The sequence below is a fragment of the Nonomuraea sp. NPDC049714 genome (genome assembly GCF_044465295.1).
Taxonomy (GTDB): domain Bacteria; phylum Actinomycetota; class Actinomycetes; order Streptosporangiales; family Streptosporangiaceae; genus Nonomuraea.
The window spans coordinates 194,473-208,859 of record NZ_JBITLM010000006.1 but is presented as its reverse complement, the minus strand read 5'-3'; the positions used below and the strand labels follow the sequence as shown (position 1 = coordinate 208,859).

At 69.5% G+C, this 14,387-nt stretch carries 13 protein-coding genes; 10 read left to right on the top strand and 3 right to left on the bottom strand.

The window, feature by feature from the left end; translation table 11 throughout:
* The first annotated feature begins 50 nt into the window (after positions 1–50).
* Positions 51–503 (top strand): gamma-glutamylcyclotransferase, encoded by a 453-nt coding sequence (locus tag ACIBQX_RS24535; protein ID WP_397008221.1) that lies wholly within the window; start codon positions 51–53, stop codon positions 501–503.
* Here the strand turns inward: ACIBQX_RS24535 and ACIBQX_RS24530 are convergent, their stop codons facing one another.
* Positions 504–1,805 carry an MFS transporter gene (locus ACIBQX_RS24530; protein ID WP_397008219.1) on the bottom strand — a complete coding sequence of 434 codons (1,302 nt, stop codon included), beginning with the start codon at positions 1,803–1,805 and terminating at the stop codon, positions 504–506.
* 111 nt (positions 1,806–1,916) lie between these two features.
* Here ACIBQX_RS24530 and ACIBQX_RS24525 point away from each other — a divergent pair, with 111 nt between their 5' ends.
* From ACIBQX_RS24525 to ACIBQX_RS24500, 6 genes are all read left to right on the top strand, one after another.
* Entirely contained in the window at positions 1,917–2,897 is a 981-nt protein-coding gene (locus ACIBQX_RS24525) for an Lrp/AsnC family transcriptional regulator (RefSeq protein WP_397008217.1), read from the top strand.
* Positions 2,894–4,201, top strand: coding sequence for a M20/M25/M40 family metallo-hydrolase (locus ACIBQX_RS24520; protein ID WP_397008215.1), 1,308 nt, complete (start codon positions 2,894–2,896; stop codon positions 4,199–4,201). Before ACIBQX_RS24525 ends, ACIBQX_RS24520 begins: the two co-directional genes overlap by 4 nt.
* 2 nt (positions 4,202–4,203) lie before the next feature.
* Complete coding sequence (locus tag ACIBQX_RS24515) at positions 4,204–5,007, top strand: purine-nucleoside phosphorylase (RefSeq protein ID WP_397008213.1); 804 nt, start codon at positions 4,204–4,206, stop codon at positions 5,005–5,007.
* Positions 5,004–6,677, top strand: a complete 1,674-nt coding sequence (locus tag ACIBQX_RS24510; protein ID WP_397008211.1) for a phospho-sugar mutase — start codon at positions 5,004–5,006, stop codon at positions 6,675–6,677. Before ACIBQX_RS24515 ends, ACIBQX_RS24510 begins: the two co-directional genes overlap by 4 nt.
* A 118-nt stretch (positions 6,678–6,795) precedes the next feature.
* The gene (locus tag ACIBQX_RS24505) at positions 6,796–8,190 is read left to right on the top strand and encodes an ATP-binding protein (RefSeq protein ID WP_397008209.1); all 1,395 of its coding nucleotides are present in this window, start codon (positions 6,796–6,798) and stop codon (positions 8,188–8,190) included.
* Positions 8,191–8,299: 109 nt separating this feature from the next.
* Positions 8,300–9,703, top strand: coding sequence for an ATP-binding protein (locus ACIBQX_RS24500; RefSeq protein ID WP_397008207.1), 1,404 nt, complete (start codon positions 8,300–8,302; stop codon positions 9,701–9,703).
* 181 nt (positions 9,704–9,884) lie between these two features.
* On the opposite strand, the gene ACIBQX_RS24495 is transcribed toward ACIBQX_RS24500, so the two are convergent.
* Together ACIBQX_RS24495 and ACIBQX_RS24490 are read right to left on the bottom strand one after the other, a co-directional pair.
* Positions 9,885–10,367 (bottom strand): GyrI-like domain-containing protein, encoded by a 483-nt coding sequence (locus tag ACIBQX_RS24495; protein ID WP_397008205.1) that lies wholly within the window; start codon positions 10,365–10,367, stop codon positions 9,885–9,887.
* A gap of 19 nt (positions 10,368–10,386) precedes the next feature.
* Entirely contained in the window at positions 10,387–11,304 is a 918-nt protein-coding gene (locus ACIBQX_RS24490) for a sigma-70 family RNA polymerase sigma factor (RefSeq protein ID WP_397008203.1), read from the bottom strand.
* Positions 11,305–11,469: 165 nt separating this feature from the next.
* Between ACIBQX_RS24490 and ACIBQX_RS24485 the strand changes: the two genes are divergently transcribed.
* Genes ACIBQX_RS24485 through ACIBQX_RS24475 form a run of 3 tightly spaced genes read left to right on the top strand, consistent with a single transcriptional unit; the run spans position 11,470 to position 14,385 of the window.
* A complete protein-coding gene (locus tag ACIBQX_RS24485) occupies positions 11,470–12,135 on the top strand; it encodes a TetR/AcrR family transcriptional regulator (RefSeq protein WP_397008201.1) in 666 nt (221 codons plus the stop codon).
* On the top strand, positions 12,128–13,657 hold the full coding sequence (locus ACIBQX_RS24480; protein ID WP_397008199.1) for an AMP-binding protein: 1,530 nt from the start codon (positions 12,128–12,130) through the stop codon (positions 13,655–13,657). The genes ACIBQX_RS24485 and ACIBQX_RS24480 overlap by 8 nt, the downstream gene beginning before the upstream one ends.
* A complete protein-coding gene (locus ACIBQX_RS24475) occupies positions 13,654–14,385 on the top strand; it encodes an enoyl-CoA hydratase/isomerase family protein (RefSeq protein ID WP_397008197.1) in 732 nt (243 codons plus the stop codon). The genes ACIBQX_RS24480 and ACIBQX_RS24475 overlap by 4 nt, the downstream gene beginning before the upstream one ends.
* Positions 14,386–14,387 lie beyond the last annotated feature (2 nt).

Sequence of the window (14,387 nt, the reverse complement as noted above, 5' to 3'; positions counted from 1 at the left end):
TCTGAGCTGCTGACGAACAGGGCGGCCCTCGCGCGCTAGTCTTGGCTGCTGTGCCTGTCTACGCCGCCTACGGCAGCAACATGGACCCGGAGCAGATGGCCATGCGCGCCCCGCACTCCCCGGTGCGCGACGTGGGATGGCTGCCTGGCTGGCGGCTGACCTTCGGCGGGGAGATCTTCGGCTGGGAAGGCGCGATCGCCACCATCGTCGAGGACCCCGACGAGCACGTCTTCGTCGTCCTCTATGACGTGCCCGAGTTCGACGAGACCTCGCTCGACCAGTGGGAAGGCGCGGCACGCGGTCTCTATCACAAGGTCCGGCTGCGGGTGCAGACCCTCGACGGCGAGATCCTGGCCTGGTTCTACGTGCTGGACGGCTACGAGGGCGGCCTGCCCTCGGCCCGCTATCTGGGCATCCTGGCCGACGCCGCCGAGCGGGCGGGCGCCCCCGACGACTACGTCAAGGAGCTGCGGGGACGCCCGTGCAAGTCGCTCGGTTCCTGATCAGCTGAGCGGCAGGTGCTTGGTCTCCCTCAGTGCGAAGACGTACACCAGCGTGGAGATCAGCGCCAGCGCGGACATGTACCACGGGAACATCCACGAGGCGTCCGCGTCCTTGAGCGCCGTGCCGATGAGCGGCGCCGTGCCGCCGAAGAGCGCCACGGTCAGTGAGTACGGGAAGCCCGCGCCGGCCGCCCGCACCCGGGTCGGGAACAGCTCGGCGTTGACCGCCGCCGAGATCGAGGTGAAGCAGCCGAGGAAGACCATGCCGACGCACTGGATGATCAGAAGGCTGGAGAACGAGTTCGACAGCATGCCCAGCAGCGGCACCGGCAGGATCGTGAACCCGAGGCCGAAGGTGATCAGCATGGGCTTGCGGCCGATCCGGTCCGACAGCATGCCGAGCAGCGGCTGCAGCACCATGAAGAAGACCAGTGAGATGGTGCTCACGGTGAGGGAGTCGGCCTTGTCGAAGTTCACGTTCTGCTGGGCGTAGGTCGGCAGGAACGTCGTCCAGGTGTAGTAGGCGACCGTGCCCGCGAGTGTGATGCCGACGATGAGCGCGGCCTTGGTCGGGTAGTGGAGCAGGAAGTCGAACAGGCCCGGCCGCTCGGCCCGGCCCGCCCTGATGTCGGCGGCGACGGTGCTGGTCTCCTCGGCTCCCTTACGGATCCACAGGCCCACCAGGCTGATCACCGCGCCGAAGACGAAGGCGATGCGCCAGCCGTAGGAGGTCATGTCGGCTTCGCTGAGCGAGACGGCGAGCAGCGCGGCCAGGCCGGAGGCCAGCAGCTGGCCGATCGTGGTGCTGACGTACTGGAAGCTGGAGAACAGGCCACGGCGGCCGGGCGGCGCCGACTCCACCAGGAACGTGGTCGCCGCCGCGAACTCGCCGCCGACCGACAGCCCCTGGATCAGCCGGGCCAGCGTCAGGATGATCGGCGCGAGCACGCCCGCCGCCTCGTAGGTCGGCGTCACCGCCAGCAGCAACGAGCCGAAGCCCATCAACATGATCGTGAACGTCATCGCGGCCTTGCGGCCGAAACGGTCGGCGAACGCGCCGACCAGGAGCCCGCCCAGCGGACGCATGAAGAAACCGACCGCGAAGACCGCGAACGCGCTCAGCACCGGGACGAGCGGATTGTCCGTCTCCGCGAACACCTGCCCGGAGAAGTAAACGGCCAGGAAGCTGTACGCGTACCAGTCGTACCACTCCACGACGTTGCCGATGCTGGCCGCGAACAGCTGGCGCATACGGCTTTTCGGGATGCCGATCGGGGAGGAATCGGGGGGAGAGGTCACCACGAAGGGCTCCTTTGCTCAACTGTCCAGTAATGGCCTACTGTGCAACCCAGCGACCAAAACAGTCAAATATCTAGCCACATTTTGACGAACCCGACACGGAAGCGGCTCTTCTTGGACGTTCTCGACCGGCGGCTGGTCGCCGCCCTCCAGGTCAGCCCCCGCGCGTCGTGGGGCGAGATCGGCCGCGCGGTCGGCGAGCACGAGCGCACCGTCGCGCGCCGCCTGCAGCGGCTGATCGCCGACGGCTTCGTGCGGGTCACCGCCATCCACGACGACCTCCGCTCCGGACACGGCCGCCCTGTCCACCTGCATGTGCGGGTACGCCCGGGCACCGCCGCGAGTGTGGCCCGGGCCCTCGCCGACCGGCGCGACACCCGCTCGGTCTACGCCCTGACGGGTGCCACCGACGTCGGGTGCGAGCTCGTCTCCCCCTCCCGGGACAGGCTGCACGACATCCTGTCCACGCAGATCAGCGGGATCGACGGGGTCGGGCAGACGCAGACCCAGGTCGTCCTGCACACCTTCAGGACGGTCGCGGAGTGGCACGCGCCGTACCTCACCGAGCAGGAGGCGGCCGAGTTGCGGCCGGCGCCGCCGGGCGGTCCCCTGCCGGACGTGGACGGGCTGTCACCGCTGGAGGAGGAGATCGCCGAGCTGCTGGCCGCCGACGGGCGGATCGCCTTCACCGCCATCGCCGAGCGGCTGGAGCTGTCGCTGCCGACCGCGCGCAGGCGGGTCACCTCACTCCTCGACCGGCGGCTGCTGCTGCTCCGGGCGGAGATCGAGCCGGCGCTGATCGGTCTGGAGGTGGAGGCACAGCTCTGGCTCAAGGTCCGCCCGAACGGCCTGGACCGGGTCGGCCAGCGGCTGGCCGCGCACCCGAACGTGCGCTACTGCGCCGCCACCACGGGTACCCATGGTCTGATCGTCCAGGTGGCCACCGCCCATGAGGAGGACCTCTACCGTTTCCTCTCGGGCGTGGTCGGCTTGCTCGACGAGGTCACCGACGTCAATGTCACACTCATCACCCGCGCCTACAAACGCGGCTATCTACACAAGTCCGGCCTGCTCACCCTGGAGAAGACACCATGACCCCTACCGCCGAGAACGAAGTCGCCGACCTCTGCGTGGAGCTCATCAAGGTCGACAGCAGCAACTACGGGGACGGCAGCGGCCCCGGTGAGCGCGCCGCCGCCGAGGTCGTCATGGCCAGGCTGGCCGAGGTCGGCATCGACGCCACCTACATCGAGAGCGAGCCCGGCCGCGGCAACGTGATCACCCGGATCGAGGGCACCGACCCGTCGCTGCCCGCGCTGCTCGTCCACGGCCACCTCGACGTGGTCCCCGCCAACGCCGCCGACTGGACCGTCGACCCGTTCGCCGGTGAGGTGCGCGACGGCTACATCTGGGGTCGTGGCGCGGTCGACATGAAGGACATGGACGCCATGATGCTGGCGCTGGTCCGCCAGCTCACCCGGGACGGCCGCAGGCCGCGCCGGGACCTGGTCTTCGCCTGGGTCGCCGACGAGGAGGCGGGCGGCGTCCACGGCGCCAAGTACCTGTCCAGGAACCACCCCGAGCTGTTCGAGGGCGTCACCGAGGCGATCAGCGAGGTCGGCGGCTACTCGCTGGAAGTGGACCCGTCGCTGCGGCTCTACCTGATCGAGACGGCCCAGAAGGGCCTGGCCTGGATGAAGCTGGTCGCCGACGGCACCGCCGGGCACGGCTCCATGCTCAACTCCGACAACGCCGTCACCGAGGTGGCCAAGGCCGTCGCCCGGATCGGCGCCCACGAGTGGCCCATCACGCTCACCCCGACCGTGCGCCGCTTCCTCAGCGAGACCGCCGACGCGTTCGGGCTGCCCTTCGACGAGAACGACCCCGCGCCCATCCTGGACAGGATCGGGCCGCTGGTCCGTTTCGTCGGCGCCACGCTCAGCCACACCACCAACCCGACCCAGCTCGGCGCGGGCTACAAGTCGAACGTCATCCCCGGCCAGGCCACCGCCGTCGTCGACGGCCGCTTCCTGCCGGGCCACGAGGAGGAGTTCTTCAAGACGGTCGATTCGCTGATCGGGCCCAAGGTGCGCCGCGAGTTCGTGCACCACGACATCGCGCTGGAGACCTCGTTCGACGGGGCGCTGGTCGAGTCGATGATCGAGGCGCTCAAGGCCGAGGACCCGACGGCGCGGGCGGTGCCCTACTGCATGTCGGGCGGGACCGACAACAAGACGTTCTTCGCCGACCTGGGGGTGCGCGGGTTCGGGTTCGTGCCGCTGCGGCTGCCCGCCGACATGGACTTCGCCTCGATGTTCCACGGGGTGGACGAGCGGGTGCCGGTGGAGGCCCTGCGATTCGGCGTGCGGGTGCTGGACAGGCTGCTCCTAAACTACTGATCGTGAGCATAGATCCGTACACCCTTGCCGGCGAGGCGGCCGCGGCGCTGAAGGCCGCCGCCGGGCTCGACACCTTCGACGTGGCCCTCGTGATGGGGTCCGGCTGGGTGCCGGCCGCGGACGCGATCGGGCAGGTGGTGGCCGAGATCCCGTTCACCGACCTGCCCGGCTTCCGGGCGCCGGCGGTGGCCGGGCACGGCGGCAAGATCCGCGTCGTCCGGACTCCGGCGGGCCGCCACGCGCTGGTGCTGCTCGGGCGCAGCCACCTGTACGAAGGCCGCGGCGTCGACTCGGTCGTGCACGGCGTGCGCACCGCCGCCGCGGCGGGTGTCCGTACGGTCGTGCTGACCAACGCGGCGGGCGGGCTGCGGCCGGAGACGCAGGAGGTCGGCGATCCGGTCCTGATCAGTGACCACATCAACCTGACCGGCGCGAACCCGATCACCGGCACCACGTTCATCGACCTCACCGAGGTCTACTCCAAGCGCCTGCGCGAGCTCGCGCGGGAGGTCGACCCGAGTCTGACCGAGGGCGTCTACGTCGCCTTCCGCGGCCCCACCTACGAGACGCCCGCCGAGATCCGCATGCTGCGCACGCTCGGCGGCGACCTGATCGGCATGTCCACCGTGCTGGAGGCGATCGCCGCCCGCGAGGCCGGCCTGGACGTGCTCGGCGTCTCCCTGGTCACCAACCCGGCCGCCGGGCTGTCCGGCGAGCCGCTCAACCACGAGGAGGTCCTGGAGGTCGGCCGCGCCACCGCCACCCGCATGGGCGTGCTGCTCGCCAAGGTGGTCGATCGGCTGTGAGCCTTCACGAGCAGGCCCGCGCGTGGTTGAGCCAGGACCCCGACCCCGACACCCGGGCCGAGCTGTCGGCCCTGCTGGAGCGTGACGACACCGAGGCGTTGCGGGAGCGGTTCGGCGCCAAGCTGGAGTTCGGCACCGCCGGGCTGCGCGGCGAGCTGGGCGCGGGCCCCAACCGGATGAACCGGGTCACCGTGATGCGCGCCGCCGCCGGCCTGGCCGAGGTGCTCGGCCCCGGCAAGCACGTCGTGATCGGCTACGACGCGCGGCACAAGTCCGACGTGTTCGCCCGGGACACGGCCGCCGTGCTGACCGGCGCGGGCCTGCACGCCTCGCTGCTGCCCGGCCCGCTGCCCACGCCCGTGCTGGCCTTCGCGGTGCGCCACCTCGGGGCCGACGCCGGCGTGACGGTCACCGCCAGCCACAACCCGCCCAGGGACAACGGCTACAAGGTCTACTGGGGCGACGGCTCCCAGATCGTGCCGCCGATCGACAGCCGGATCTCCACCGCGATCGACGCGGTCGGCCCGGTCGACCGCCTCCCCCTGCGCTCCCCCGGCACGCTCACCGAGCTGGGCGACTCCATCGTCGACGACTACATCGACGCGGTGATCGCGCTGCCCCTGGGCGACGCGCGCGAGCTGCGGGTCGCCTACACACCGCTGCACGGCGTCGGCTCCGGCACGCTGACGGGCGCCTTCCTGGCCGCCGGTTTCGAGACCCCGATGGCCGTCGAGGCGCAGCGCAACCCCGACCCGGACTTCCCCACGGTGGCCTTCCCCAACCCGGAGGAGCCAGGGGCGATGGACCTGGCCATCGAGCTGGCCGCCAAGACCGGGGCCGACCTGGTGCTGGCCAACGACCCCGACGCCGACCGGTGCGCGGTCGGCGTCCCGCTCGGTGACGGCACCTGCCGCATGCTCACCGGCGACGAGATCGGCGGCCTGCTGGCCGAGCACGTCATCACGCACACGTCGGGCGACCGCATGGTGGCCACCACGATCGTCTCCTCGACCCTGCTGGGCAAGATCGCCCGCGCGCACGGCGTCCGCTACGGCGAGACGCTCACCGGCTTCAAATGGATCATCAAAGCGGGCCCCGGCCTGGTCTTCGGCTACGAAGAGGCAATCGGCTACAGCGTCGGCACGACACACCCGGCGCCCGAGGACGGCGACTCCTTCCCGGAGATCGCCGCGCCCTACCTCCCGGTCCGCGACAAGGACGGCATCGGGGCCGCGCTCACCGTGGCGGCCATCGCCGCCGCCGCCAAACTGGCCGGCCGCACGCTGCTCGACCTCCTGGACGACCAGGCCAGACGGTACGGCCTGCACGCCACCGCGCAGCTCTCGGCCCGCGTGGACGACGTGTCGCTGATCGCCGACGCGATGTCCCGGCTGCGCGCCACCCCACCCACCACGCTCGGCACCCGTACGGTGACCCGCGTCGACGACCTGAGCAGGGACGACGGCGACCTGCCGCCCACCGAGGGGCTGCGCTTCACGCTGGCGGGCGACGCCCGCGTGGTGGTCCGGCCGTCGGGCACGGAGCCGAAGCTCAAGTGCTATCTGGAGGTGGTGGTGCCGGTGACGGGCGAGGTGGCCGACGCCCGCGCCGAGGCGATCGGCGAGCTGGACGCCCTGAGGGCCGATCTGAGCGCGGTGCTCGGACTTTAAGTCAGGAGTTGAAGTCGCCAGGACACAGGCCGCCGTAGAATAGGACCAAGTTTGGACCTACCAAATTTGGACCTACCAAGTTTGGTAAGTCCAGATTTGGTCCTATCAAGGAGGCGGCGTGTTCATCGGGCGTGATCGAGAGTTGGCGGCGCTCGGGCGCTTTTTCACCAGGGTGCAGACCGGCGACCGGCCGGGGCGGGCCATCCTGCTGCGCGGCCGCCGACGGGTAGGTAAGTCACGGCTGGCCGAAGAGTTCATCGCCAGGTCGGACGTGCCGTCCTTCTTCTACACCGCAGCCCAGGTGCCACTCACCAACCAGATCGAACGCTTCATCGCGGACGCCGCCGCCTCCGGCCTGCCCGGCGCGGCACTCTTCTCCGAGCTGGCCACGGACTCATGGGACACTGCGCTACGGCTGCTGGCCCAAGCCGTCCCGCAGGACTCGCCGAGCATCGTCGTCATCGACGAAGTGCCCTTCATGATCGCGCAGGATCCCTACCTGGAAGGTAGGCTGCAACGCCTCTTCGACCGGGAGTTCTCCCGCCGACCGGTCCTGCTGATCCTGATCGGCTCCGACCTGTCGATCATGGAAGCGATCAACCAGTACGACCGGCCCTTCTACATGCGGGCATCTGAGATGGTGGTCAACCCTCTCACCCCGGGCGACGTGGCCACGCGACTGAGCCTGCCGGCCCCGGAGGCCTTCGACGCCTATCTCGTCACGGGCGGGCTGCCCATGATCCTCGACGAGTGGCCCGTCGGCTCCACCGTCTGGGACTACCTCGACGACGCCCTCCTCGACTCCACGGCGGCGCTGATCGTGAGCGGGGAGCGCGCCATGGCCGCGGAGTTTCCGCCAGAGGCCCAGGCTCGGATCCTGCTGAAAGCCATCGGTTCGGGGCAGCGCACGTTCTCGTCGATCGTACGAGCCTCGGGCGGGATGCCGACCACCTCGATCAAGCGTGCCCTGCAGATCCTCCTGGACAAGCGCATGGTCACGGCCGAGCTACCGCTGTCTACCAAGCCCTCCAAGGAGACTCGCTATCACATCGCGGACACCCACCTGCGGTTCTGGCTGTCCTTCATCGAACCGGGGACGGCCGAGCTCGATCGCGGCCGTGGAGACCTGACGCTGCGGCGGCTGAAACGGTCCTGGACCGCGTGGCGGGGGACCGCGGTGGAGCCCGCCATCCGTGAGTCGCTGCGCCGCATGGACCTCCACGAGGGGACGGGTGCGATCGGTGGTTACTGGACGAGGTCGAACGATCCCGAGATCGACCTCGTCGGCGCGGATCGGGAGCCGATCGCCAAGAAGATCACCATGCTCGGGTCGATCAAATGGCTGGAGAAGCGGCCATTCGACGACCATGACATGCGCGAACTCATCGTGCACCAGTCCAAGATGCCCGGAGCCGATACCTCTACCCCGCTCTATGCCGTTTCCCGCTCGGGATGCACCGTCCAGGGCGTCAGGCACATCACCCCCGAAGAGCTGCTTGACGCCTGGCGTTAGGACTTTAGTCTCATCTTTGAGACTATCGCCCGAGTTAGGGCCGCTAGATTCACCCCATGACACCATCCCTCTCAGATAGTCTCATGCGTGAGACTATCTGAGAGGTCCCATGGAGCCATTCATCGGCAGGGCACGGGAGTTGGCCGTCCTGCGACGCACGCTGGACAAGACCGGCAGAGACGGACGTCCAGGACGGGCGCTGCTGATGCGGGGTCGCCGCCGAGTCGGAAAGTCGCGGCTCGCGGAGGAGTTCATCCGGCAGACAGGGCTGCCGCACATGTACTACACGGCGACCGGTCAGACCCTGAGCAGCGAACTCCACACCTTCACCGATGAAGCGCGGGCGTCATGCCTGCCCGGCGCCGCCGCGTTCGACGGCGAGCCGCCAAGATCATGGCACGACGCGCTCACCCTGCTGGCTCGCGCTCTCCCGCAGGACTCGCCCAGCATCGTCGTCATCGACGAGCTCCCGTATCTCATCAAGGTCGACCCGTCCTTCGAGGGAGTGCTGCAGAAGCTCTTCGACAAGGAGTTCTCCAGGCGGCCGGTGCTGTTGCTGCTCATCGGCTCGGACCTGTCCATGATGGAGGCGATCAACACCTACGATCGGCCCTTCTATCAGCGTGCCGCCGATTTCGTGATCAAACCGCTCACACCGTATGACGTTGGCAAGGCGCTCAACCTGCCTCCGGAGGAGGCGTTCGACGCCCATCTGGTCTCCGGCGGCCTGCCCATGATCTGCGAGGAGTGGCCTGAAGGCGGTTCGCTTTGGGGCTACCTGGAGAAGGCGATCGAGGATCCGCTGTCGGCGCTGATCGTCAGCGGCGAACGCGCTCTCGGCCCCGAGTTTCCCCCGGAGGCCCTGGCCCGGCAGGTCCTCGGCACCATCGGATCGGGACAACGCACACACGCCAAAATCGCCACCGCCGCCCAGGACATCTCACGCGCATCCATGAACCGGGCCCTCCAGATCCTGTTGGAGAAGCGCATGATCACTGTGGATCGCCCGCTGTCCACCCGCCCATCCAGGGAGACGCGTTACCACATCAGCGACTCCCACCTGCGCTTCTGGATCCCGTTCATCAGCACGCGGTTGGCGGATATCGAGCGAGGCCGTAGCGACAAAGTCCTGGAGAGAATCCGCCAGAACTGGCCCTCGTGGCGTGGCATGGCCGTCGAGCCGCTCATCCGGGAAGGACTCAGACGGATGGACGAACTGCCTGAGGGGACGGGCGCCATCGGTGGTTACTGGACGAGGTCGAACGATCCCGAGATCGACCTGGTCGGCGCGGATCGGGAGCCGATCGCCAAGAAGATCACCATGCTGGGGTCGATCAAGTGGCTGGAGAACCGGCCGTTCGACCAGCACGATCTGAGCGAGCTCATCGTCCACCGGTCCAAGATGCCCGGAGCCGACACCTCCACCCCGCTCTATGCCGTCTCCCGCTCGGGATGCACCGTCCAGGGCGTCACGCACGTCACCCCCGAAGAGCTGCTTGACGCGTGGCGTTAGGGCTTTGGTCTCATCTGTGAGACCAAAGCCCGGAGCGAGTATCACGAAACCGGGCAGTGAGACCAACGGACACCTTGGTATCACCGATGAGACCATCGCGGATTGACAGGACCAAAGTTGGTGGGTCCAACTTTGGCGAAGCTTGGTCCCACCAAGGTTTCAGACCGCCAAGGCCGGTGGGCTAGGCGAGGCGGAACTGGATCTCGATCTCCCACTTGTTCATGTCCGGCTGCTCCTCCGGGTGGGTCTTGTAGATCTCCAGGCGGCTGCCCCAGTGCTCGCCGTCCGCCTCCGTCGTCATGTCGAACGCCAGCCCCTGCTCGGCCGCCCACCCGCGCACCGCGTCGATGACGCCGATGAGCTGGTCCGGGTGGCCGACGTGGGTCTCGGTGACGTAGCGGCCGGCCGGGACGACGCCGGCGAAGATGTCACCCTCGCCGTCCATCGGGGCCGCGACCGGGACGCCCGCCTCGACCAGCAGGTCCCCTTCCATGTCGATGACCAGGAAGCGGAAGAACGGCCCGCCGTCCGGGGCGACTCCCTGCTCGGCCAGCCAGGCGAAGATCTCACCCAGCCGGTCGGCGACCACGCCGAAGGTCGTCATGGTGATGGTCGCGCGGATCCCGACGTAGTACCGCTCCGGGAATTCGATGATCTGTGGCATGTTGTCCTCCCTTTCATTCCTATGTACGGAGCGGGGCGCTGGAACTCATCGGTAGGCCGAAAAGTGGGAAGAGACGGGGCTCCAGGTAGGTGGTCACGCTGGTGATGAACCCGCCGCCGGTTTCGAGGAGCACCAGGGCGAAGGGCTCGCCGTCCCGGTACTGGCCGTACGCGGGCAGGCCGTTGGCGTCGCCGGTCCGTACGAGATGGGAGCCGTCGCACGGCGCCCCCGAGGCGGCCAGGACGCGGCGGATGCTGTCGCGCCCGCTCAGCCACCAGGTGAACGGCGGCATCGACATCGTCGCGTCCTCGTGCAGCAACGCCACCAGCGCCGCCACGTCGAACCGTTCGAACGCGTCCACGTAGCGGGCCAGCAGTTCCTCATCGACGTCAGCGACGGGGGCGGGGGCCGTGGTAATGGTGGGCAGGGTGGTTCTGGCTCGTTGCAGGGCGCTGTTGACGGCCGCCACGCTGGTGTCCAGGAGCGCCGCCACCTCGGCCGCCGACCAGGTCAGCACGTCGCGCAGGATCAGCACCGCCCGCTGGCGCGGTGGCAGGTGCTGCAGTGCCGCCACGAACGCGAGCCGTACGCTCTCCCTCGACACCGCCAGCTCGGCCGGGTCCAGCAGATGGTCCGGCAGCGGGTGGACCCAGGCGCTGACTTCCACCGGCTGCCCCAGGGGCGCGCCGGGCTCGGCGGCCGGGCTCAGGTCCATGGCGCGGGCCCGGCGGCGGGCGCCGCGGAGCAGGTCCAGGCAGACGTTGGTGGCGATGCCGAAGAGCCAGGACCGCGCGGACCCGCGTACGGGGTCATAGCGGTCGCGGCTGCGCCAGGCCTTGACCAGCGTCTCCTGCACCGCGTCCTCGGCCTCGAAGGCGGAGCCGAGCATGCGATAGCAGTATCCGACCAGCTCGGGCCGGTGCTCATCCCACTCCATGACGCTCCATCAGGTCGGCGCGATCTCCCTCCACGGCTCGGCCACCCGCTCCTCCAGGTGTACGGCCTCACGCGGTGTCAGAGTCAACCCTAGAGGTCTAGCTTGTACGGCTTCAGCGGGTTATGGTGCGTTTGACACGAGCAACCGAACGTTCGGTAGGCCCTCTTGCACACCTTTCTCACCGACCGGGACAACGACGCTGCGCTGCGGATCAGATCCGCGGCGGTGCTGCTCTTCGCCCGTCAGGGCTACGCCGCGACGAGCATCAGAGACCTCGCCAGGGCCGTCAACCTGACCAACGCCGGCATCTACCACCACGTCTCCAGCAAGGAAGCCCTGCTCGCCGACCTGATGAGAGCAGGACATCGCGGGCTCATCGAGGCCACCGCCCGGGTGCTCGACGGCGTCGAACGCCCGCCGGACCGCCTGGCGCTGCTCATCGCCTCGCTCACCGCGATCCACGCGCGCAGCCCCCTGACCACCCGCGTCATGGACGGCGAACTGCGCTCCCTCACCCCCGGCTCCGCCGCCCACGACGAGATCATCGCGCTGCGCGACGAGTACGAGGACCATTGGCGCCGGACCCTGGCCGACGGGGTCGGGGCAGGCGTCTTCCACGTCGCCGACCAGAAGCTGTCCCGCCTGGCCCTGATGTCCATGTGCACCGGCACCAGTGAGTGGTACCGCCCCGACGGGGACTCCTCGCTGGAGCAGGTGTGCGCCGAGTTCGTCGCGATCGGACTGGCCGCGGTCCGGGCTCCCGCCCGGCCCACGGCGAGCGCCGACCTCTCCCTGCTGCCCGACTTCCCCTGGGAGCCGCCGGATGCCTGACCCTTCGTACGAGACCGTCCCTGAGCTGCTCAGACATGCCGCCCGCGAGTACGGCGACCGCGAGTTCCTGCGTTTCCCCGAGGTGTCCCTGAGCTTCGCCGAGGTGGACGCCGAGTCCGATCGGCTGGCCGGAGCACTCGTCGCGAGGGGCGTGCGGCCGGGCGACCGGGTGGCGATCATGATGGAGAACGTGCCCGGCTGGCCGTTGAGCTGGCTGGCGATCCTCAAGGCCGGGGCGATCACGGTGCCGGTCAACGTCCGCTACCGGGCGGCCGACCTGGAGCACGTGCTGCGCGACTCGGGCGCCGTGGCCACCCTGACGACCGAACAGCACACCGCACACGTCCCTGGCCCGGCCTACACCCTGGACACCCTCGCGGACCCGGGCGTGGACGCCCTCACGCGCCCGGCCCTGGACACCCTTGCGGGCGCGGCCACCGTGCCCGACATTTCCCCTGGCGCGGACGATGTCGCGAATTTTCAGTACACCTCGGGTACCACGGGCTTCCCCAAGGCCTGCATGCTCACCCACGCCTACTGGCTCAGGACCGCCCAGGTCGTGGCGGACCAGATACGGCTCCGCGACGACGACGTCATGATGATCGCCCAGGCGTACTCCTACATGGACCCCCAGTGGACCACCATCCTCTGCCTGATCGGCGGCATCCCCCAGGTGGTTCTCCCCCGCTTCTCCGCCTCCGGCTTCTGGCCCGCCGCCCGCGAGCACGGCGCCACCCTGACCTACGTGCTCGGCACGATGCCGCTGCTCCTGCACAAGCAGCCGCCGCACCCGCTCGACCGCGACAACCGGATGCGCCTGGTCCTGTGCTCGGGCATCGCCCCCGGCCTGCACCGCGCGTTCGAGGAGCGGTGGGGCGCGCCCTGGCGCGAGCTCTACGGCTCCACCGAGAGCGGCACGGACCTGATCGCCGCCCCGGAGGCCGGGGACACGGTCGGCACCGGTGCGATGGGGCTGCCGCCGCCCGGCAAGGAGGTCAGGGTCGAGGAGGAGACGGGCGAGATCCTGGTGCGCGGCGTGCCGATGATGAAGGGTTACTGGAACCACCCCGAGGCCACCGCCCACGCCTTCCGCGGCGGCTGGTACCACACCGGCGACCTGGGCCTCCAGGACGCGCACGGCTACATCCACCACCACGGGCGCATCAAGGACACCGTGCGCAGGGGTGGCGAGAACATCTCCTGCGCCGAGGTCGAGCGAGTGCTCGGCGAGCATCCAGCGGTGCTGAACTGCGCCCTGGTGCCCATCCCGGACGAGCTGTTCGGCGAGCTGCCCAAGGCGTTCATCCAGCTCAACGCGGGCTACGAGGCCGGCAGGGACACCGCCATGAGCGTCATCGAGCACGCCAGAGGGCGGCTGGCCCGGTTCAAGATCCCCGCTTACGTGGAGTTCGTCGACGGGTTCACGCTGACCCCGTCGGCTCGCGTGGAGAAGCGCCACCTGCTACCGCCGGGGCGCGACCAGCGCGCCGGGGCCATCGCCGTCGAAGAGGAGCGAACATGATCGACGTGACCGTGCGCGACGAGGTGGCCGTGATCACCCTGCGCCGGCCGGACAAGCTCAACGCGCTCACCGCCGACATGCGCAGGCGGCTCGCCGCGGCCGTGCGCGACCACGGCGACGGCGAGCGGGCCAGGGGCATCGTGGTCACCGGCACCGGCAGGGCGTTCTCCGCCGGAGAGGACATCAACGAGGCCGTCGGGCAGTCGCTCCTGGCGGAGGTCGAGCTCTTCCACGACCTGACCCGGTCGGTGCTGGAGACCCGGGTGCCGGTGGTCGCGGCGGTCAACGGGCTGGCCGTGGGCGGCGCCGCGGAGTGGACGCTCTGCTTCGACGCCCGCCTCGGCACACCGGGCACGGAGTACTTCTGGCCGGAGAACCACATCGGCCTGTCGATCTCGAACGCCGCCAGCCTCCTGCTGCCCCGCCTGGCGGGTGGCCGGGCGCTGCGGCTGGTGCTGGACTCCACCCGGCTGGGCGCGGACGAGGCCAGGACGCTGGGCCTCCTGGACGAGATCGCCGACCCCGCCGCGCTGGTGGCGAGGGCCATCGCCCTGATCCACCGCTGGACCGAGCCGGGCACGGCCACCGCGGTCCACCTCAAGCTGCTGCGGCCCTCGCTGGAGGAGGTGGAGCACGCCTTCGCGGCGGAGACCGAGGCCGCCCGCGAGGTCGAGCGGAGCGGCATCGCCCAGGCAGGCATGGCCCGCTTCGTCAACCGCCGCAACTGAGG